Source organism: Citrobacter sp. Cf088, from assembly GCF_030334295.1.
GTDB classification, from domain to species: Bacteria; Pseudomonadota; Gammaproteobacteria; order Enterobacterales; family Enterobacteriaceae; genus Citrobacter; species Citrobacter freundii.
The window spans coordinates 1139668-1161069 of the sequence record NZ_JAOWEE010000053.1; the positions used below are offsets into that span (position 1 = coordinate 1139668).

Here is a 21402-nt window from a genome sequence, read left to right on the forward strand (position 1 = left end):
TAGCGGCGTAACAACGCCGCTATACTAAAACAACATTTTGAATGTATTAGCCATTTTCGAAGGGGAAAAAGATGCGTTTACTCCATACCATGCTGCGCGTGGGTGACCTGCAGCGTTCCATCGAGTTTTATACCAACGTGCTGGGCATGAAGCTGCTGCGTACCAGCGAAAACCCTGAATACAAGTACTCTCTGGCTTTTGTCGGCTACGGTCCTGAAACCAGTGAAGCCGTAATCGAACTGACCTATAACTGGGGTGTCGACAAGTATGAGCTGGGTACTGCCTATGGCCATATCGCCCTGAGCGTAGACAACGCGGCTGAAGCCTGTGAACGTATTCGCCAGAATGGCGGTAACGTAACGCGTGAAGCGGGTCCGGTAAAAGGCGGCACCACAGTGATTGCGTTCGTTGAAGATCCGGACGGCTATAAAATTGAGCTGATCGAAGAGAAAGACGCCGGGCGCGGCCTGGGCGACTAACATCCCCTCGGGCGCAGATCGTCTGTGCCCGTAGTTTTATACTCATCATTTTGCCATAATACGCGCTGCAATTTTCCCGTATTAAGAGACCCAGATGTCCGATAACGCTCAACTTTCCGGTCTGTGTGACCGTTTTCGTGGTTTTTATCCTGTCGTCATTGATGTCGAAACCGCAGGGTTCAATGCCAAAACCGATGCGCTGCTTGAGATTGCAGCCATCACACTGAAAATGGATGAACAAGGCTGGCTGATGCCGGACACGACGTTGCATTTCCACGTAGAGCCGTTTGAAGGCGCGAATCTGCAGCCGGAGGCGCTCGCCTTTAACGGTATTGATCCGAACAATCCGCTACGCGGCGCGGTCAGCGAATATGACGCCCTGCATGCCATCTTCAAAATGGTGCGTAAAGGCATTAAAGACAGCGGCTGCAATCGGGCAATCATGGTGGCGCATAACGCTACGTTCGACCACAGTTTCATGATGGCAGCAGCAGAACGCGCCTCGCTGAAACGGAATCCGTTTCATCCATTTGTCACCTTTGATACTGCGGCATTAAGCGGTCTGTCATTGGGGCAAACGGTGTTGTCAAAAGCGTGCCTGGCGGCGGGAATGGAGTTTGACGGGAATCAGGCACACTCGGCACTGTATGACACCGAACGTACGGCCGTGCTGTTTTGCGAAATCGTTAACCGCTGGAAACGTCTCGGTGGTTGGCCTCTTCCCGTGCCTGAAGAAGCGTAACGGCGACATAAAAAAAGCGACCATTTCAGGTCGCTTTTTTACTTCTGCTGATATTACTCAGCGTCCGGCTCTTCGGTTTTGTATTTCGCAGCTGTTTCTTTAATCAACTGCTGCAACTCACCGCGCTGGTACATTTCGATCAAAATGTCACAACCGCCAACCAGCTCACCATCAACCCACAGTTGTGGGAAAGTTGGCCAGTTTGCGTATTTCGGCAGTTCGGCGCGAATATCCGGGTTCTGCAGAATATCAACGTAAGCAAAGCGTTCACCACAGGCTGACAGCGCCTGCACAGCCTGAGCGGAGAAACCGCAGCTTGGCAGTTTAGGAGAACCTTTCATGTACAGGAGAATCGGGTTTTCAGCGATCTGGCGCTGGATTTTTTCGATAGTGGTGCTCATTATCTTGCTTCCTTAAACTTCTTTTACGGCAGTAGTCTGACATTGTAACGGGTCAGACAGGCAACGGAAAATAACATTTTCATTACGCGTTATTATTTTATCCCCTGACGCTAAAAGTTGCATTCATAATCTCATTTATCCCCTTCAAACATGTGGTTTTGATTATCTGTTCACCAACTCCAACGTTAATTGATGTTTTTTTTTGCGGTCGGTTACGAAACATAGTTTTAAACAAAAAAAGCTATTAACTTTCCCTCTTTCTATAGATTAGAATCGTCAAGTTTTGAAAATCACACGCAGGCACGATAGACCTGCCTTACCAGAGGACTGCTCAGTGGCGCGGATAAACCGAATCTCGATCACGCTCTGTGCTTTACTTTTTACTACACTGCCCTTTACGCCTATGGCTCATGCTTCCAAGCAAGCCAGGGCGACACCTACCAATTCTCACACCATCAAAACGGTAGATAAAAAGAAAAGCGCAACAACCAGCCAAAAAACAACAAAGACCAGCAAGAAAACGGCGACAAAAACCACCAGTAAAACCAGCACCAAAACCGCTTCCTCTTCTAAAAAACGCACTGCCACTCCGGCAAAGTCGACTAAAACTGCAAATCGTCGTGGTAAAACTGCCGTAGCACAAACCGCAGCTGTTACCTGGACTGAAAAATGCACACCGCGCAAAGGTCATAAACCACGCTGCGTGAAGGTGAAAACCACTGCACCAACTACGCTTGCTGACGCCCATAAAGTGAAAGTGCAGAAAGCGACTAAAACCGCTATGTCCACTTTGATGAACCAAATCGGTAAACCTTATCGTTGGGGCGGTTCCTCGCCAAGAACCGGGTTTGACTGCAGCGGTCTGGTTTATTACGCCTATAAAGATCTGGTGAAGTTCCGCATTCCGCGTACCGCGAACGAAATGTATCATCTGCGTGATGCCGCACCGATTGAACGTGGCGAACTGAAAAATGGCGATCTGGTCTTCTTTCGTACCCAGGGTCGCGGAACGGCCGATCACGTCGGCGTCTACGTCGGAAACGGTAAGTTTATTCAGTCACCGCGTAGCGGGCAGGAAATTCAAATCACCTCTCTGAGCGAAGATTACTGGCAGCGCCACTATGTGGGCGCTCGTCGAGTAATGACGCCAAAAACAATTCGCTAAAAACTTACCCTACAGAACACACTGTAGGGTAAGTTCTTCTTTTGCATAACCTTTCAATTTGCTACCCTATCCTTACTCACAATGAGGCTATTGTGTGTACTCAATATAAATAATAAGGAGAGAAGCAATGTCGTTTGAATTACCTGCATTACCGTATGCCAAAGATGCTCTGGCACCGCACATTTCTGCCGAAACGCTGGAATATCACTATGGCAAACACCATCAAACCTACGTGACCAATCTGAACAATCTGATTAAAGGCACGGCGTTTGAAGGCAAATCACTGGAAGAGATCGTTCGTAGCTCTGAAGGCGGTGTATTCAATAACGCAGCACAAGTATGGAACCACACGTTCTACTGGAACTGCCTGGCACCAAACGCAGGTGGCGAACCAACCGGTAAACTGGCCGATGCAATTGCCGCCTCCTTTGGCAGCTTTGCAGATTTCAAAGCGCAGTTCACCGATGCCGCTATCAAAAACTTCGGTTCTGGCTGGACCTGGCTGGTTAAAGGAACTGATGGCAAACTGGCTATCGTCTCCACCTCCAACGCAGGTACTCCGCTGACCACCGACGCGACGCCGCTGATGACCGTTGACGTATGGGAACACGCCTACTACATCGACTATCGCAATGCCCGTCCTGGCTACCTGGAACATTTCTGGGCGCTGGTGAACTGGGAATTTGTTGCGAAGAACTTCGCAGCATAAAAAGATAACGCAGAAGGGCTTCCTTCTGCGTTTTTGCATTAATTCGCGGTCGTGAAAGCCTCTTCTGGCTGTCTTCTTGCGGTAATAAACACCAGCAGCAGCGCAAGACCCGCCACAATCGCCCCCATCACTGGCACAAAACTGTAGCCCAGGCCGCCTGATATCACCGCCCCACCGGCCGCTGCACCCAGAGCGTTCCCCAGATTAAACGCGCCAATATTGACTGACGATGATAATCCAGGCGCTTCACTGGCAACGCGCATCACACGCATCTGCAACGGTGGAACGACCGCGAACGTCGCCGCGCCCCAGACCACCATACTGATTGCCGCCCCCAGCTCATTACGCGCAAGGAAAGGAATGGCCAGCATAATAACCATCAGCAGCAGTAAAAAGCCTTTCAACGTACCGTTGACTGAATGGTCAGCAAACTTGCCACCAAAGTAGTTACCGATCGAGAAACCAATGCCTATCAACACCAGCATCCCGGTAACAAATGCCGGAGTGGCATGAGTGATAGTATGCAGAACTGGCGAGATGTAGGTATAAAGCGTGAACATCGCCCCAGCACCCAGTACGGTAGTCAGTAACGCCGACAACACCTGTGGGCGCATAAGTACCGCCAGTTCGCTGCGAACATCCGGGCGCTCTCCGGCTCCACCCTTGGGTAAGGAGAAGAACAGGCTGACCATAGCAATGACGCCCAGACCCGCAGTGGCCATAAATGACATGCGCCAACCGATGGTTTCACCAAGCCATGTCGCCGCCGGAACGCCGCCAATATTGGCGATGGTTAACCCCATAAACATCGTTGCTACGGCGCTGGCCTGCTTATGTTTGGGTACAACACTGGCAGCAACCACTGAACCGAGACCAAAAAAGGCCCCATGGTTAAGACTGGTCAAAATACGCGATAGCATTAGCGTGGTGTAATCCGGCGAGATAGCCGAAAGCACATTACCCAGCGTGAAAATTGCCATCAGGAATATCAAAGCATTACGTCGCGCGCGATGAGACAGCAGCAATGTCATCAGCGGTGCACCTACCATCACACCTACCGCATAGGCGCTGATCAGCATGCCGGCCGCCGGAATCGAGACATCCACACCTTTGGCTATGACGGGCAATAATCCCATTGGCGAAAATTCGGTGGTGCCAATGCCAAACGCTCCGATCGCCAGCGCCAGTAAAGGATAATTGAGTTTCATATTGCGACTCCGTAACGTCGAGCCGTGGCGCGACATAAAATAAGAGTCAAAAGCATGACATTGATCGCAAAATTAATAAAGTTAACAAAATTGCAAAAGACTTTTGCTAATTCGCAAACAATAGAAGAGATAGACGAGCGGAAAGAGTGAGGGAGAGCTAACTCCCTCGGGGAAATCAATGCAGCGCTGCGGTTAGGCCACCCGCGACGATCAAACCCAGAACAATAATGGTAGTCACTAACGAAAATTTCAGATCGGTGCTCATCAAGTTTTCTCCTTTTTATTCCCACACAAAAAGTGATATTGCGCATTTTTACACACTTGAAAGCAAAAATCTCTCACGATTTATATTGATAACTGCTTTTAACTCTTCCCCTTTTCGTTAAGATCAGACAAAATTCCACGCTTACTTGATTAGCGTACCGGCCATTGACCCCTTCCTGACGTTCCGTGTCGTTTTCCCGGCGTGCCGCAACCCTTACGTTGCGCTAAGGGTGTGTAAAGGCAAACGTTTACCTGGAGTATTCTCAGGAGCTTAGGATATGGTCTGGAGTGAGATGTAATGGCAACAATTAAAGATGTAGCGAAGCGAGCAAACGTTTCCACTACAACCGTATCACACGTAATTAACAAGACGCGCTTTGTCGCGGAAGAAACGCGTAATGCTGTCTGGGCAGCGATCAAAGAACTGCACTATTCTCCGAGTGCAGTTGCCCGCAGCCTGAAGGTGAATCACACCAAGTCTATTGGCTTGCTGGCGACCAGCAGCGAAGCGGCCTATTTCGCAGAAATTATCGAAGCCGTGGAGAAAAACTGTTTCCAGAAAGGCTATACGCTGATTCTGGGTAACGCATGGAACAGTCTCGAAAAGCAGCAGGCCTATCTGTCGATGATGGCGCAAAAGCGCGTTGATGGTCTGCTGGTGATGTGTTCTGAGTATCCGGAGTCGCTGCTTTCGATGCTCGAAGAGTATCGCCATATTCCGATGGTCGTCATGGACTGGGGCGAAGCTAAAGCCGACTTTACCGATACGGTCATTGATAACGCCTTCGAAGGCGGTTACATGGCGGGTCGGTATCTGGTAGAACGCGGTCATCGTGAAATTGGCGTGATCCCAGGTCCAATGGAACGTAATACCGGGGCCGGGCGTCTGGCGGGCTTTATGAAAGCGATGGAAGAAGCGCTGATTAAAGTGCCTGATAACTGGATTGTCCAGGGCGATTTCGAGCCTGAGTCCGGCTATCGCGCCATGCAGCAAATCCTGTCGCAATCGCATCGTCCAACCGCTGTCTTCTGCGGTGGCGATATTATGGCGATGGGTGCGCTGTGCGCCGCTGACGAAATGGGTCTGCGCGTACCACAGGATGTCTCACTCATCGGCTACGACAACGTGCGCAACGCCCGCTTCTTCACGCCGGCCTTAACGACCATTCACCAGCCGAAGGATTCACTAGGTGAAACGGCCTTCAACATGCTGTTAGACCGTATCGTGAATAAACGTGAAGAGTCACAGTCTATCGAGGTGCATCCACGTCTGGTTGAGCGTCGCTCCGTTGCCGACGGTCCGTTCCGAGATTACCGCCGTTAAGCCTGTTGTGCGGGAGTCTCATCTGGCTCCCGCAGCCATTCCTTGTTCAACGTTTCACTATCCCCTAAATAGTCCAGCAGCCAACTCAATGCCGGTGACGTATCGTTCTGCTGCCATGTCAGACAGCATGCAGCATCAGGAAAGGGGTTCTCCAGTTTCAGCGCAACCCACTTGCCGCTATCGATCCACGGCTTGGCAAAATGCGTCGGCACCATGCCAACACACAGCCCTGCTGATAAACAGGTAGCGGATGATTCCCAGTCAGGCACCACGACGCGCTTTTGGTTATCCAACAGCCAGGTAATACGCTTTGGCAACGTACGGGAGGTATCTTCGCGTACCAGTGACGGCCAGTTGCGCAACGTATCATCACTTAGCGGTCCGGGCATTGACGCCAGTGGATGATGGCTGGCTACCACGCAGCTCCAGCTCAGCATTCCCATATCGCGGAAGGTATAGCGCCCCCCTACCGGAATCGCCTGTGTGGCGCCGATGGCCAGCTCCACGCGTCCATCGGACAGCGCGTCCCATACGCCGTTAAACACTTCCTGAAAAACTAACAACTCCACATCATCAAAGTGACGGTAGAAATCCACGATCATCTGTCGGGTACGATCCGGGCGGACAATGTTATCGACTGCGATCGCCAGCTGCCCGCGCCAGCCGTTGGCAATTTGCTGGCATTGCTGGCGCGTGATCTGCATTTTTTTGATAACAGAGCGACCTTCTTTTAAAAACCATGCCCCGGCAGGCGTTAATTCCACATCCCGATGGCGTCGCTCAAAAAGTGGTACCGCCAGCCACTCTTCCAGTTGGCGCACAGTGTAGCTTACCGCCGAAGGTACACGGTGTAGCTCCTGTGCGGCTGAACTAAAGCTACCGTTACGCGCAACCGCATCAACCACTTCAAGTGAATATTCCGACCACATATTCTGCCTGCAAAAATTTTGAAATCAGTAAGCAAATATTAGCGTTTCACAGCGTGAATTACACTCACTACACTCAGCGGCATTGTTCTACTGCTAAAAAAAGAGAAATAATGATGCAACCTGGGAAAGGGTTTTTAGTCTGGCTAGCGGGCCTTAGCGTGCTCGGCTTTCTGGCAACAGATATGTATCTGCCCGCCTTCGCCGCAATTCAGTCCGATCTGCAAACGCCCGCATCTGCCGTCAGCGCTAGCCTGAGCTTGTTCTTAGCCGGTTTTGCCGTCGCACAACTGCTGTGGGGACCGCTCTCTGACCACTATGGTCGCAAGCCTATTTTGCTGCTGGGTTTATCTATTTTCGCACTGGGCAGTCTGGGCATGCTGTGGGTTGAAAACGCCACAGGCCTGCTGGTACTGCGATTTGTTCAGGCCGTTGGCGTCTGTGCAGCATCGGTTATCTGGCAAGCGCTGGTTACCGACTATTATCCTTCACAAAAAGTAAACCGCATCTTTGCCACCATTATGCCGCTGGTCGGGTTATCACCTGCCCTCGCCCCGTTATTAGGTAGTTGGATCCTGGTACATTTTTCCTGGCAGGCCATTTTTGCCACCCTATTCGCCATTACTCTGATTCTGATGCTTCCGGCGCTGCGTTTAAAGCCTACAGCTAAAGCACGCGATGACAGCCAGGATAAACTGACTTTCACCACCTTGCTGCGCTCGAAAACTTACCGTGGAAACGTGCTGATTTATGCCGCCTGTTCCGCGAGCTTTTTTGCATGGCTGACGGGTTCCCCGTTCATCCTTAGCGAAATGGGTTATAGCCCAGCGGTAATTGGTCTGAGCTATGTTCCGCAAACTATCGCCTTTTTAATCGGTGGTTACGGCTGTCGTGCTGCGCTGCAAAAATGGCAGGGTCGTCAGCTGCTGCCCTGGTTACTCATTCTGTATGCCTTCAGCGTTGTAGGCACCTGGGCGACCGGCTTTATTCATCATGTCGCATTGGCTGAAATCCTGATCCCATTCTGCGTTATGGCGATTGCGAACGGCGCAATCTACCCTATCGTTGTCGCGCAGGCATTACGCCCTTTCCCACAGGCCACTGGACGCGCTGCCGCATTGCAGAATACGCTGCAACTGGGTTTATGCTTCCTGGCAAGCCTTGTCGTTTCCTGGTTGATTGCTACCCCGCTGCTCACCACTACCAGCGTTATGCTGACCACGGTATTGCTGGCTGCTGTAGGTTACAAAATGCAATCGCAGAAAACTGACGCCCCGCAAACAGATGACCGCGCGCAAATTGCCCATGGAGAGTCTCACTAATAATTGTCGCGGGCAATTAATTAGCCCGCTAAGAATTATCGGTTGAATCGTCAAAAGTTCAGGCCTATACTGATTTCCGGATGTTAAAAAAACGATAATTTTTATGTGTTAGCGGGAACAAGAATGTTCCCGTATTCCCACGGATGGTCTTTTCGGCAAGGGTTCCTCCCTTCCTCTGTTCTACGTCGGATTATAGATTCACGGATTAATTCCGTGAGATTTCTCACAAAGCCCAAAAAAGCGTCTACGCTGTTTTAAGGTTCTGATCACCGACCAGTGATGGAGAAGCTATGAGTTCATCGTGTATAGAAGACGTCAGAGTACCGGATGATGACTGGTACCGCATCACCAATGAATTATTGAGCCGTGCAGGCATTACCATTAATGGCCCGGCACCGGCGGATATTCGCGTAAAGAACCCCGATTTTTTCAAACGTGTATTGCAGGAAGGATCGTTAGGGTTGGGTGAAAGTTATATGGATGGCTGGTGGGAATGCGACCGGCTGGACATGTTTTTTAGTAAAGTCCTACGCGCCGGTCTTGAAAACCAACTCCCCCGCCACTTCAAAGATACGTTACGAATTGCCGCTGCTCGCTTGTTCAATTTGCAGACCAAAAAGCGTGCATGGGTTGTCGGCAAAGAACATTACGATTTAGGCAACGATCTCTTTACTCGCATGCTGGACCCCTATATGCAGTATTCCTGCGCCTACTGGAAAGATGCCGATACCCTGGAATCTGCCCAGCAGGCGAAGCTAAAAATGATTGCTGAAAAGCTGCAGTTGAAGCCAGGGATGCGGGTGCTCGATATAGGCTGCGGCTGGGGCGGCTTATCCCAGTTTATGGCATCAGAATATGGCGTCAGCGTGGTGGGTGTAACCATTTCGGCAGAACAGCAGAAAATGGCGCAGTCACGGTGTGCGGGGCTTGATGTCACAATTTTGCTGCAGGATTATCGTGACCTGAATGACAAATTCGATCGTATTGTTTCCGTCGGCATGTTTGAGCATGTAGGGCCGAAAAACTACGCCACCTATTTTGACGTGGTCGATCGCAATTTAAAACCGGATGGTCTCTTTTTACTGCATAGCATCGGCTCCAAAAAGACCGACAATAACGTTGATCCGTGGATCAATAAATATATCTTCCCGAACGGGTGTTTACCATCAGTTCGCCAGATTGCCAACGCCAGCGAGCCACATTTTGTAATGGAAGACTGGCATAATTTTGGCGCGGATTACGACACGACGCTGATGGCCTGGCACGAACGTTTCATTAACTCCTGGCCTGAAATCGCCGATAACTATACCGAACGTTTCAAACGGATGTTCAGCTATTATCTGAACGCTTGTGCCGGAGCGTTTCGAGCTCGCGATATTCAGTTATGGCAGGTGGTTTTTTCTCGCGGCGTTGAACACGGCCTGCGCGTTCCCCGTTAATCGTTATCGCCCCCGTATCAACGAGGGCTTAACTCTCAGGCTTAGGCTCCCGCTTCTCCCGTTATGTTGCTGATGGCGCTTTCACGCGCCGCCAGCACACGCTCAACAGTATCAACCACCGCCTGCGTTTGGGGATCGATTTCGATATTAACCCTTGCGCCCAGCTTTTTCTTGCCAAGCGTCGTACGCTCCAGCGTTTCCGGGATCAAGTGCACACAGAAACGCGTCGGCGTCACTTCACCGACCGTCAGACTGATACCGTCAATACCAATAAATCCTTTGTAAAGGATATATTTCATCAGCGACGGGTCCTGGACTTTAAACCACACCTGGCGGTTATTCTCCGAGGTCAGAATTTTCGACACTTCGGCAGTGGTCATAATATGGCCCGACATTAAATGTCCGCCAATCTCATCACTGAATTTTGCCGCACGCTCAACGTTAACCAAATCACCGACCTTCAGTTCGCCCAGATTGGTGATACGCAGCGTTTCTTTCATCAGGTCAAAGCTTATCTGGTTACCGTTAATTTCGGTGACCGTCAGGCAGCACCCATTGTGGGCAACCGATGCGCCGGTCTCCAGCGCATCCAGCATATATTCAGGCAACTCCACAACATGCGTACGAAAATTTGGTTTTTCATCAATGGACACCAATTTTGCGGTGCCCTGCACAATACCCGTAAACATACTTCCTACTCCTGAACTCAATTAAGACATCTCTGCACAGCACAATAGCAGGTGGAAATTCAGGTTGCCAGCGATGCGCCACCAGCGCCTGTTTTTTCACTGGAGAATTACGTATTCCTCGCTACAATAGACTGAAATTTCCCCTGCTTTTTCTCCTTGCTGCCATATAAGGCGGCTTTTTTAGTCTCTCAAATAACAACAATATAGTGGTGTACACGTGCAAAAGTATGTAAGTGAAGCGCGTCAGTTATTAGCTCTGGCAATACCGGTGATTCTTGCGCAAATCGCTCAAACCGCAATGGGATTCGTTGATACCGTCATGGCGGGCGGATACAGCGCTACTGATATGGCGGCAGTCGCCATTGGTACCTCTATCTGGTTACCTGCCATTCTGTTTGGTCATGGACTACTGCTGGCTTTGACGCCGGTCATTGCGCAACTCAATGGTTCCGGACGCCGCGACCGTATCGCCCATCAAATACGTCAGGGATTCTGGCTGGCGGGCAGCGTCTCCGTGCTGATTATGGTTGTGCTATGGAACGCAGGGTACATTATTCGCTCCATGCATAACATTGACCCGGCGTTGGCGGATAAAGCCGTTGGCTACCTGCGTGCCTTGCTGTGGGGTGCACCGGGGTATTTGTTCTTCCAGGTAGCTCGTAACCAGTGCGAAGGATTAGCCAAAACTAAACCTGCGATGGTGATGGGCTTTCTCGGCCTGCTGGTGAACATTCCGGTTAACTACGTTTTCATTTATGGACATTTAGGCATGCCGGAACTGGGTGGCGTAGGCTGCGGCGTGGCTACGGCGGCTGTTTACTGGGTGATGTTTATCGCCATGCTCTCTTACATCAAACGTGCGCGCTCGATGCGCGATATCCGTAATGAGCGTGGTTTCCAGAAACCTGACACCGCAGTAATGAAGCGTCTGGTGCAACTGGGTTTACCTATCGCGCTGGCGTTATTTTTCGAGGTAACGCTGTTTGCGGTGGTCGCTCTGCTGGTTTCCCCGCTGGGGATTGTCGACGTGGCCGGACACCAGATAGCACTGAACTTCAGTTCGTTAATGTTCGTCCTGCCGATGTCTCTGGCTGCTGCCGTTACCATTCGTGTCGGTTATCGTCTGGGCCAGGGCTCCACGCTGGATGCACAAACTGCAGCCAGAACGGGTCTGGGTGTCGGTGTCTGCATGGCGGTCGTAACGGCGATTTTCACCGTGACATTCCGCGAGCATATTGCCCTGCTCTACAACAATAATCCGGAAGTTGTCGCCCTGGCCGCGCAACTCATGTTACTTGCCGCGGTGTATCAAATATCGGACTCTATCCAGGTTATTGGCAGCGGGATCCTGCGAGGTTATAAAGATACCCGTTCCATTTTCTTTATAACCTTTACCGCCTACTGGGTGCTGGGTCTGCCGAGCGGCTATATTCTGGCGCTGACCGATCTGGTGGTTGACCGGATGGGGCCAGCAGGATTCTGGATGGGCTTTATTATCGGCCTGACTTCTGCGGCGGTGCTGATGATGCTGCGAATGCGTTTTCTACAACGCCAACCGTCAGCGGTTATATTGCAACGAGCTGCACGATAATACCCAAATAGCCGCCGTTGGCGGCTTTTTTCATCCTCAGAACGGACTGGCATTTTGGACATTCATCCATTCCTGACTGATGGGATGCCTGAAATGCAATTCACTGGCATGCAGCATCAGTCGCGGCACCCTTTCAGTGCCAGGCAGCAGACGCCCGCCATACAAATCACAGCCTAAAATCGGATGTCCTAACAGCTGACAGTGGATCCGCAGTTGGTGGGTCCGCCCGGTTTCAGGCATTAGTTGTACCCGCGTCAAGGGGAGCAATGCCCCTTTTTCCTGACGATGATAAAAGCGCTCGACAACCTGATAGCGCGAGCGTGCGGGTTTGCCGTTGAGAGCACAAATTGACATTAATGGAAACAGCGCTGGGTCTTTGGCAATCGCTGCATCGATAACTCCCTCGTCGTTTTCCAGATGCCCGCATAACAGCGCGCTGTACACCTTAGTGACCGTACGCTGGCTGAACTGCTGGCAAAGCGCAGCGTTGATAGCCTTGTTACGGGCGACCACCATCAGTCCAGAAGTGCCGAAATCAAGCCGATGTACCAGCGTGCAGCCAGGGTAAATCTGTACCAGCCGGTGATGTACCGAATCGAGATTCTGCGGATTTTTGCCCGACAAGCTAAGCAACCCGCTGGGTTTATTGATTAGCACCAGATGCTCGTCCCGATAGAGGGTCTCTATCTCGTCATGGCAAGGCGGGGCAATAAAGTTATCGAGGATCGTAGACATCAGGCGGCCAGAATGAGGTGTGGGGACGGATGATAACGAATTTTCACCGCAGTGGCGAATCGGAGCGTTGACCCAATGGCTGGCATGGTAGAGTGTGATTTATCCTGAGTGCGATGAGAGGGTTATTCTGTGCAACAAATCGATTTTTACATGGTGGATGCCTTTACCACCACGACGTTTGGCGGTAATGCCGCAGCAGTCTGTCCGCTCACGGACTGGTTGCCCGATGAAACATTATTAAAGATGGCGCAGCAGCATAATCAGTCAGAAACCGCTTTTTTTGTCGCCAATGAGAATGGTTTTGAGCTGCGTTGGTTTACCACTCAGGGTGAAATCAATCTGTGTGGGCATGCCACGCTTGCCGCCGCGCATGTCATCTTTGAACATCTGGATTACCCGGATACAAAAATCCATTTTGCTACCCGCTTTGTTGGACCGCTGACGGTCACGCGCAGCGGTGAATGGCTGACGCTCGATTTTCCAGCCTGGCAAAGCGAATCTGCCATGCCGCCCGCTTTACTGCTGGAAACATTAGGCATCACCGAATACAAAGAGATGCGCGTGGCACGCGATTACATGGTGGTGTTGGAAAATCAACAGCAGGTTGAGGCTGTTCGCCCAAACATCCACGCCATGCTTCCGCTGGGAAAAATGGTGTGCATCACCGCGCCGGGTGACGGGGAATACGATTTTGTCAGCCGTTTCTTCTGCCCGGGTGAAGCCGTCGCGGAAGACCCGGTCACAGGCTCGGCACATAGCATGCTGATCCCTTACTGGGCTGCAAAACTGAATAAAACACAGATGCTGGCGCGCCAGGTCTCTGAGCGCGGCGGGGATTTACGCTGTCAGTTAGCAGGAACGCGTGTTTATATCAGTGGGCAGGCAATAACTTATCTGACCGGTAAAGTGCTGCTGCGCTAGCAGCCTTACCCGAAATAACCAATCCATGGAGGATTTATGTCGAGCAAACTCGTGCAGATACACTTTGATTTTCATGGTCCGTTTGGGGCTGAGATGTCGAATCAGCTCGTTGAACTGGCCGAATCAATCAACCAGGAGCCGGGGTTCATCTGGAAAATCTGGACCGAGAACGAAGCAAATCACGAAGCGGGTGGCATCTACCTGTTCCAGGACGAAGACACCGCTCAGGCCTATATCAAAAAGCATACCGCCCGTCTGAAGCACCTGGGTGTGGAAGACGTGACGTTCAAAATCTTCGATATCAATGAACCATTAAGTAAAATTAACCACGGTCACATCGGCTAGTATTTGCCTTAGACGCCCCGCCTGGGGCGTTTCTTCACTCCCTGCCTTCCCCTCTTCGTTCCTACCCAGGTTAGCTATTTACGTTAGCCACATTTGCAATAGTTCACAAAATCATCACCCGCGAAAATTATCTCTAGTCGAAAGTGGCATAAAGGCGTATAAAATAATACAAATCGTATTATTTTATACAAAATGAATCATCAGCTACAGGAGGTTTATTATGTCCGCGGACATTACACTGAACTCATCTGCTGGAAGCTTCCCGCCAGCAGGTCATTACTCGCACAGTACAACGGCTGGCGGTTTCGTCTTCGTTTCCGGGCAATTGCCGGTCACTTTCGACGGCGAGAAAAAAGCGGATGCCTCTTTTGAAGATCAAACCCGGCTGGTGCTACAGAATATTGATGCTTGTCTGGCGGGTGCTGGAGTTTCCCGCCAGCATCTGGTGTCAGTTCGCGTATATGTGACGGATATGAATCAGTGGCCGACGTTTAACAAAATCTATGGGGAGTGGATCGGTGATTTCCGTCCATCCCGTGCTGTAGCCGGTGTTGCGGAACTTCATTATGGTTTTGCGCTGGAAGTTGAAGCTATGGCGCTGGCCCCGCAAGCGTGACATTTAACAACATACAGGTGAACAACAATGACTGAAATGACACTGCCTGATTATAACGATGTTGCCGCTGCGGCAAAGCGCATCGCAGATTATGCTAACAAAACACCGGTGATGACATCCCGAACGGTTAATGAAGAATTTGGCGCTGAAGTCTTCTTTAAGTGCGAAAACTTCCAGAGAATGGGCGCCTTCAAATTTCGCGGCGCTATGAATGCGCTACGCCAGTTCACACCACAACAACGTGCTGCGGGCGTCGTGACGTTTTCTTCCGGTAACCATGCACAGGCCATTGCACTGTCGGCAAAATTATTGGGGATTCCAGCAACAATTATCATGCCGCATGATGCTCCGGTAGCTAAAGTTGCAGCAACAAAAGGCTATGGCGGAAAGGTGGTAACTTACGATCGCTATACTGAAGATCGTGAAAAAATTGGTCGGGACCTGGCAGAGAAACAGGGGTTAACGCTGATCCCCCCTTACGACCATCCGCACGTGATTGCAGGCCAGGGCACCGCCACAAAAGAGCTGATTGAAGAAGTGGGTCAGTTAGACGCCCTTTTCGTTTGTCTGGGCGGTGGCGGCCTGCTCTCAGGATCCGCTCTGGCGGCCAGACATCTGTCTCCTGACTGCATCGTCTATGGTGTTGAACCTGAGGCGGGTAACGATGGTCAACAGTCGTTTCGTAGCGGAAAAATTGTTCATATCGATACGCCCAAAACCATTGCTGACGGTGCTCAGACCCAACATCTCGGGAACTATACGTTTCAGATTATCCAGCAAAACGTGAACGATATTCTGACGGTTTCAGACGCTGAATTAATCACCTCAATGAAATTTATCGCTGAACGCATGAAAATCGTCGTAGAACCGACCGGGTGTCTGGGTTTTGCTGCCGCCAGAGCGCGCAAAGCTGAACTTCGCGGCAAAAAAGTCGGCATTATCATCAGCGGCGGAAACGTGGATATCAGCCGCTACAGTGAATTTCTGGCCGGATGATAAACAGGGTATCTGTGATGCAGATACCCTAATGTTACTGTCTGTACATTGCCGTCTGGAAAAACGATCCCAGGTCACTGTAAACTGCTCGCAATCATGGCAACAGGCATCACCGCAGGAGACTGGCATGCCAAAAACCGACAATAACTCGCTTCTCAGCCAAATTGATACTATCGCCAGGGGATTGAGTGAGACCTTCTCTCCGTTTTGCGAAGTGGTGGTTCATGACCTCAAAAATCCTGAACATGCCATTTTATCCATCCATAACAATCTGTCCGGACGTCAACCCGGCCAGCCAGCAACCGAGCTTGGCCTGGCGAGAATCGCATCGCCTGACTTTCCCAGCATCATTGCAAACTACAGTAATCAGTTTGCCGATGGTCGCCCGGTGAAAAGTACCTCAATTGGCATCAAGGACGAAGAAGGCAGATACGTAGCAGCTCTCTGTCTGAATGTAGATATGACGCTGTTTCGTGGTATGCAGAGTGCTCTTGCGCGTTTTACTGAAACCGAAAACTCCCCCATTAAGGAACATATCGATCCCGGCAGTAACGAAGTCATCCGCCAGCGTATTGATGACTTTGCCGCTAACCGCGCTACGACGGCCCGAGCCCTTAAACCTCAAGACCGTAAGCTGCTGATTCAACAATTACGCCAGGACGGTTTGCTGAACGTACGCAAATCTATGGATACGGTGGCGCAGCATCTGGGCGTATCGAGGGCCACCGCCTACCTGTATGCCCGCCAGTCAGTTCAGGCGGGTGAATAAACGGGTTCTGTTGAACCGCACCAGCCGCAGTATAAAAAGTCTGTTCTTGATTACCGACACGAAGCGCTCCCGCTATACTTTGGCCCGCTTCGTATCCTATATAGCCATCAACCAGTAAACAACGCCCGCCGCTGGGAAAAAAATAAACCTTTATTTTCGTAGGTATTTATTGGCACTGGGTCAATAAATGATTTATTTTTGTACATACATAGTGAGATTACGTTTTCCTCAAATATCACCATCAGCATTGATTAAACATCATAATAAAACAAACAAAATCTAACCCATTGATTTAGAGGGATAAAAATAAAGTTGATTTTATTGCGTCAATAATACCTATGCAATATATATAAATAGAGTGATATCTAAATTATAATTCTTTTACATCCGGCTGATTGGTGAGGTAAGAATGCGGTTAATCGTCATGTTAGTAAGCTTTGTGCTCACCACCCAGCTCTGGGCGGGTGAACTTCCCCAGCCTTCCGGTACAGTTCTTTTGACGCTGTCCGGTAATATTGAAAATACAAATGCAGACGGGAAAGCCGTTTTTGATACCGCCAGCCTTGAGAAGCTGGGCATGGTCAGTTTCCAGACCACCTCCCCCTGGTATAATGGACGCACTACTTTTACGGGTATTCCACTACAAAAGCTCATGGATTACGTCGGCGCGAGCGGCTCGGTTGTAAAGGTCACTGCGCTCAATGACTACACCACCGTAATCCCTCTCAGTGATTTCAAAAAATACAATGCCATCCTTGCGTTAAAAATCAACGGAAAATATATGCGCATCCGTGATAAAGGTCCTTTATTCATTGTGTACCCCTATGACAGCATGCCGGAACTGAATAATCAGATTTATTATTCAAGGTCTGCATGGCAGGTCAGTAGTATGGATATTGAGTAAACGTTCAGAGGAACATCATGAACAGAATACTGGCTGGCATCATCTTTTTTCTTTTTATATCTACCGGATATATCTCTTTCCTCGTGCATGAACGGCAACAAGAGTTACAGAAACTGACTCACTACACCGATTCCTGGTCTGCTGCTCAGCTGGTATCACAATATTACCGATTCGAGTCATTGCTGGGTCTTTACACTATCGATGATACGATGAATCTCGATGATGTACGCATGCGCCTCGACATTATGCTCAGCCAGAGTGATTTAATAAAAGAAGGTGACCTGGGGCGCTACATAGAAAGCAATATAGCCCACCGTGAGCTGGCGGTAAAACTTGAAAACACCCTTAGTTTTCTGGATGTTAATCTAGAGAAAATGAACCGTTCAGCACTCCAGGCTTATCTGAAAAAAATGCATACTCTGGATGCGCCACTGGGTCGTCTTTCATCTGGCGCGTTAAACAAAGATGTTAACTCGATCAATAACGCCAACCAAAAAATTCAAACGCTGTACTATATTTACTCAGCAACCTCGGTGCTGCTGATAATACTGAGTGCGATTCTGGGAGTGCTCATTTTCTATCAAAACAGAAATATTCTGCGGGCGCACCTGCAGGTCAAGAGTCTTGCCGAAGAGCTGCAGAAATCTAAAGAAAAGCTGCAAATCCAGAATGCTAAACTGGAATATGACGTCTACCATGACTCTCTTACCGAGATGAATAATCGTCAACTATTCTGGAGCGATTTAAATAAAACAATTGAGATAGCAGAAAAAAATCACGATTCTGTGACTGTGATGTTGTTTGATTTAGATCGATTCAAAGAGGTAAATGATACGTATGGTCATGATGCCGGTGATATGTTGCTACGCCAGATATCAGACCGACTGGTTTCAATGAGCCTTACTTCGGATACGCTGTATCGCCTGGGTGGAGATGAATTTGCGTTTCTCTCAAGTGGCCTGACAGAAAGCCACGCCGTTTCGCGGGCCCAGAAAATATGTGAATTTATCAGCCAGCCCTACACTATTTATAACACGATTATCAACATAACCACCTGTGTTGGCATTGTTATCTCAGACACTGAACGTCGTTCCGACTATCTTTATAAATTTGCCGATCTGGCCCTTTATGAAGCCAAAGGTGAAGGCTCAGGTAAGATAAAAGTCTTCCGACAACGAATGTTAGAAAAGCTACAAGAAAGCAGAACGCTTGAGCATGATATGGCATTGGCAATAGTGAACAAAGAATTCGTGGTTTATTACCAGCCCATTGTTGACTCCTTCAGCCAGGAAATTTATAGCTATGAAGCCCTAATTCGTTGGCTCCATCCTCTGAAGGGCCTCCTGTCGCCGGATAGCTTTATTCCTGTTGCTGAAAAAACCGGAATGATTAATGAGATGGGGAAAGCAGTGCTTGAAATTGCCTGCAGGGAAGCGGCTTGTTGGGCGGTTCCTGCTAAAATTTCAGTAAATGTCTCTCCTGTCCAGCTAAGCAGCAAAGCCTTTGTCGGTATCGTACTGTCTATTCTGAAAGAAACTGGACTCCCAGCCGATCGTCTTGAACTGGAAGTAACAGAGTCCTCTCTCTTCACTGAGAGTACGACGCCGATGAATACGCTTAATAAACTCAGAGCCCTGGGCGTAAAAATCTCCATCGATGATTTTGGTACCGGATATTCTTCTCTTTCGCGCCTGAGCAAGCTTGCCTTCGATAAAATTAAAATAGACAAGTCTTTTGTGCATTCAATATCCACACATGAAGATGCGCTTAATATCATCAAACTGATCACGGGCATGGCGAAATCACTCAATATGAAGGCTGTTGCTGAAGGTGTTGAAACTCAGGAGCAACTAAAAAGCCTTCAGGCGCTGGGCTGCGATTTCGCCCAAGGATATCTGTTTGGTAAACCTCAACCTTGTGTCAATGAGGAAATCAGAAATGGTCAAGTTGTGCCAATAAACAACAGAAAAACGATGCCATGAAGATTTTCTATCAGGCTTCAACTGCCCGTAACGCGCTGAGTGGCAATGTCGACGCTAAACTCACCCTGACCTGAGGTTTAAAAAATGTTCACTTTTCATCAACTTACCGCCACCAGCCTGAATGGTCAGCTTATTTCAATGGCCGACTATGCAGGCAAACTGGTACTGGTGGTTAATACCGCCAGCCATTGTGGCTTTACGCCACAATATGCGGGCCTTGAAGCACTGTATAAGAAATACGACACACAGGGCCTGGTGGTGCTTGGTTTCCCCTGCAACCAGTTTGGTAAGCAGGAACCCGGTGGGGTCGACGAAATCGCGCAGACCTGCTACGTCAACTACGGCGTGAGTTTTCCAATGTTTGAGAAAGTGGAGGTTAACGGTGCCGCTACACACCCAGTATTTCGTTACCTGAAAGATGAATTACCCGGCATACTGGGTGGGAGGATCAAGTGGAACTTCACTAAATTTCTGGTCGGTCGCGACGGAAAACCGCTTAAGCGTTTTGCCCCCTTCACCACTCCAGAAAAAATAGATACCGTCATCTTTGATGCACTAAAAATCTAATGGTTGCTGTCATTCGAATATCACATTAATACTGTGGATATTCATTGATTTTTATCTTCAGTAAGTCACCGTATTAGCCAAAATAAGCGGCAATCTTCAGCTAAAGTTGGTAAATCCTCTGAACGGTTCTATAGTCTGGACTGCTTTTCATTACAGGGTTCACTAATGCGATTTAACGGACTGACTAAAGGTTTCTTCATTTTCATACTTGCCCTCGTGACCTGGGCATTCTTCGATGTGCTGTCCCCCTACTTTTCCGCCATTTTGTGGGCCGCGATATTAACGACTATCTTTAACCCGGTAAAAAACAGACTGCGCAGCGCGCTTGGCGACCGCAACGGACTGGCATCGTTTATTACCATCGTCATTATCTGTCTGATTGTCTTTATCCCGCTGATGGTAATCCTGTCATCGCTGGCCATTGAACTGAACGTGGTGTACACCAAGCTGCAACAGAATGACACGCAGTTCCCGGAGGTCGTCGCTTCTGTTCTTTCGTATCTTCCTGACTGGGCCAGAGGTTTTCTGGCAGAACACAATCTGGATGATGTCGCGCAGATCCAGAAAAAACTGTCCGATGTCGTGCTGCAGGGTGGACAATACCTCGCCGGCAGCGCGTTCCTGATTGGTAAAGGAACATTCGGCTTTGCTATTAGCTTTGGCATCATGCTGTATCTACTGTTCTTCTTACTGAAGGACGGACCGTACCTGGTGCGCCAGATTCTGGACTCATTACCGCTTTCTGATTTTGCCAAACAGCACCTGTTTGCAAAATTCGTCGGCGTGACGCGGGCAACCGTCAAGGGCACGGCGGTCGTCGCTTTGGTTCAGGGTATTCTTGGCGGCATCGCGTTTGCGATTGTAGATATCGATGGTAGCGTTCTGTGGGGCGCGTTGATGGCGTTTCTCTCCCTCGTGCCCGCCGTCGGTTCAGCGATCGTCTGGGTACCAGCAGCAATATTTCTGTTCGCCACCCATCAGCTATGGCAAGGGCTGTTTATCGTTGGCTTCTTTGTGATCATCGTTGGGCTGGTGGACAATATCCTGCGCCCGCTGCTGGTAGGTAAAGACACCAAAATGCCGGACTATCTGATTTTGATTACCACTCTCGGCGGCATGGAGATCTACGGTATTAACGGCTTTGTGATTGGCCCCCTGGTTGCTGCACTTTTCATAACCTGCTGGAACCTGTTTTCCGGGCGTGACCATGAAGGTAACGTGGAAGGAATCGACGAAGCCTTTATGGAAGAAGGAAAAAATCCTCCAGATTTTTGATTGCAGGACGATAACAGAAGGCGGTTTCAGGAC

General features: G+C 49.7%; 23 protein-coding genes. 17 read left to right on the forward strand and 6 right to left on the reverse strand.

The window, feature by feature from the left end:
* Positions 1–71 precede the first annotated feature (71 nt).
* Positions 72–479: a lactoylglutathione lyase gene (gene gloA / locus OGV71_RS18370; RefSeq protein WP_003029198.1), complete on the forward strand. Its 408-nt coding sequence runs from the start codon at positions 72–74 to the stop codon at positions 477–479.
* 94 nt (positions 480–573) lie between these two features.
* The gene (gene rnt / locus OGV71_RS18375; RefSeq protein ID WP_003029200.1) at positions 574–1221 is read left to right on the forward strand and encodes a ribonuclease T; all 648 of its coding nucleotides are present in this window, start codon (positions 574–576) and stop codon (positions 1219–1221) included.
* A 53-nt stretch (positions 1222–1274) separates the two neighbouring features.
* On the opposite strand, the gene grxD is transcribed toward rnt, so the two are convergent.
* Positions 1275–1622, reverse strand: coding sequence for a monothiol glutaredoxin 4 (gene grxD, locus OGV71_RS18380; RefSeq protein WP_003832760.1), 348 nt, complete (start codon positions 1620–1622; stop codon positions 1275–1277).
* A 334-nt stretch (positions 1623–1956) separates the two neighbouring features.
* On the opposite strand from grxD, the gene OGV71_RS18385 reads away from it, so the two are divergent.
* Positions 1957–2787: a C40 family peptidase gene (locus OGV71_RS18385; RefSeq protein ID WP_003029203.1), complete on the forward strand. Its 831-nt coding sequence runs from the start codon at positions 1957–1959 to the stop codon at positions 2785–2787.
* 127 nt (positions 2788–2914) lie between these two features.
* Positions 2915–3496, forward strand: a complete 582-nt coding sequence (sodB, locus tag OGV71_RS18390) for a superoxide dismutase [Fe] (protein ID WP_003029205.1) — start codon at positions 2915–2917, stop codon at positions 3494–3496.
* A 38-nt stretch (positions 3497–3534) separates the two neighbouring features.
* Here sodB and OGV71_RS18395 read toward each other — a convergent pair whose 3' ends face one another.
* Positions 3535–4704, reverse strand: a complete 1170-nt coding sequence (locus OGV71_RS18395) for an MFS transporter (protein WP_071697172.1) — start codon at positions 4702–4704, stop codon at positions 3535–3537.
* A gap of 175 nt (positions 4705–4879) precedes the next feature.
* Positions 4880–4969: a cytochrome bd-I accessory subunit CydH gene (cydH, locus tag OGV71_RS18400; RefSeq protein ID WP_003029209.1), complete on the reverse strand. Its 90-nt coding sequence runs from the start codon at positions 4967–4969 to the stop codon at positions 4880–4882.
* Between the two features lie 297 nt (positions 4970–5266).
* Here cydH and purR point away from each other — a divergent pair, with 297 nt between their 5' ends.
* On the forward strand, positions 5267–6292 hold the full coding sequence (purR, locus tag OGV71_RS18405) for an HTH-type transcriptional repressor PurR (RefSeq protein WP_003029211.1): 1026 nt from the start codon (positions 5267–5269) through the stop codon (positions 6290–6292).
* On the opposite strand, the gene punR is transcribed toward purR, so the two are convergent.
* Positions 6289–7221, reverse strand: coding sequence for a DNA-binding transcriptional activator PunR (gene punR / locus OGV71_RS18410; RefSeq protein WP_071697173.1), 933 nt, complete (start codon positions 7219–7221; stop codon positions 6289–6291). The two genes, purR and punR, sit on opposite strands and share 4 nt — an antisense overlap.
* A gap of 113 nt (positions 7222–7334) precedes the next feature.
* Between punR and punC the strand changes: the two genes are divergently transcribed.
* Both punC and cfa read left to right on the forward strand, forming a co-directional pair.
* Positions 7335–8540: a purine nucleoside transporter PunC gene (gene punC / locus OGV71_RS18415; RefSeq protein WP_003836456.1), complete on the forward strand. Its 1206-nt coding sequence runs from the start codon at positions 7335–7337 to the stop codon at positions 8538–8540.
* Positions 8541–8830: 290 nt separating this feature from the next.
* Positions 8831–9979, forward strand: a complete 1149-nt coding sequence (cfa, locus tag OGV71_RS18420; protein WP_003836458.1) for a cyclopropane fatty acyl phospholipid synthase — start codon at positions 8831–8833, stop codon at positions 9977–9979.
* A 41-nt stretch (positions 9980–10020) separates the two neighbouring features.
* On the opposite strand, the gene OGV71_RS18425 is transcribed toward cfa, so the two are convergent.
* On the reverse strand, positions 10021–10668 hold the full coding sequence (locus OGV71_RS18425; protein ID WP_003029220.1) for a riboflavin synthase: 648 nt from the start codon (positions 10666–10668) through the stop codon (positions 10021–10023).
* Between the two features lie 217 nt (positions 10669–10885).
* On the opposite strand from OGV71_RS18425, the gene mdtK reads away from it, so the two are divergent.
* Positions 10886–12259 (forward strand): multidrug efflux MATE transporter MdtK, encoded by a 1374-nt coding sequence (gene mdtK, locus OGV71_RS18430; protein WP_003836464.1) that lies wholly within the window; start codon positions 10886–10888, stop codon positions 12257–12259.
* A 36-nt stretch (positions 12260–12295) separates the two neighbouring features.
* On the opposite strand, the gene OGV71_RS18435 is transcribed toward mdtK, so the two are convergent.
* Positions 12296–12994, reverse strand: coding sequence for an RluA family pseudouridine synthase (locus tag OGV71_RS18435; RefSeq protein ID WP_204583589.1), 699 nt, complete (start codon positions 12992–12994; stop codon positions 12296–12298).
* Between the two features lie 129 nt (positions 12995–13123).
* Between OGV71_RS18435 and OGV71_RS18440 the strand changes: the two genes are divergently transcribed.
* The 9 genes from OGV71_RS18440 to OGV71_RS18480 all read left to right on the forward strand — a co-directional run bounded on the left by OGV71_RS18440 (position 13124) and on the right by OGV71_RS18480 (position 21369).
* Positions 13124–13915 (forward strand): PhzF family phenazine biosynthesis protein, encoded by a 792-nt coding sequence (locus OGV71_RS18440; protein ID WP_044699919.1) that lies wholly within the window; start codon positions 13124–13126, stop codon positions 13913–13915.
* A gap of 36 nt (positions 13916–13951) precedes the next feature.
* Complete coding sequence (locus tag OGV71_RS18445) at positions 13952–14260, forward strand: monooxygenase (RefSeq protein WP_204583591.1); 309 nt, start codon at positions 13952–13954, stop codon at positions 14258–14260.
* Positions 14261–14480: 220 nt separating this feature from the next.
* A complete protein-coding gene (locus OGV71_RS18450) occupies positions 14481–14876 on the forward strand; it encodes a RidA family protein (protein WP_061549066.1) in 396 nt (131 codons plus the stop codon).
* Positions 14877–14903: 27 nt separating this feature from the next.
* Positions 14904–15872, forward strand: coding sequence for a threo-3-hydroxy-L-aspartate ammonia-lyase (locus OGV71_RS18455; RefSeq protein ID WP_204583593.1), 969 nt, complete (start codon positions 14904–14906; stop codon positions 15870–15872).
* A 127-nt stretch (positions 15873–15999) separates the two neighbouring features.
* Positions 16000–16641, forward strand: a complete 642-nt coding sequence (locus tag OGV71_RS18460; protein WP_204583595.1) for a helix-turn-helix transcriptional regulator — start codon at positions 16000–16002, stop codon at positions 16639–16641.
* Positions 16642–17050: 409 nt separating this feature from the next.
* Positions 17051–17545, forward strand: coding sequence for a putative pterin-binding protein (locus OGV71_RS18465; protein WP_003029241.1), 495 nt, complete (start codon positions 17051–17053; stop codon positions 17543–17545).
* A 17-nt stretch (positions 17546–17562) separates the two neighbouring features.
* Positions 17563–19527 (forward strand): putative bifunctional diguanylate cyclase/phosphodiesterase, encoded by a 1965-nt coding sequence (locus tag OGV71_RS18470; RefSeq protein ID WP_003029244.1) that lies wholly within the window; start codon positions 17563–17565, stop codon positions 19525–19527.
* A gap of 84 nt (positions 19528–19611) precedes the next feature.
* Complete coding sequence (locus tag OGV71_RS18475; protein ID WP_204583597.1) at positions 19612–20094, forward strand: glutathione peroxidase; 483 nt, start codon at positions 19612–19614, stop codon at positions 20092–20094.
* Positions 20095–20259: 165 nt separating this feature from the next.
* Positions 20260–21369: an AI-2E family transporter gene (locus OGV71_RS18480; protein WP_003029249.1), complete on the forward strand. Its 1110-nt coding sequence runs from the start codon at positions 20260–20262 to the stop codon at positions 21367–21369.
* The last annotated feature ends 33 nt before the right edge of the window (positions 21370–21402 follow it).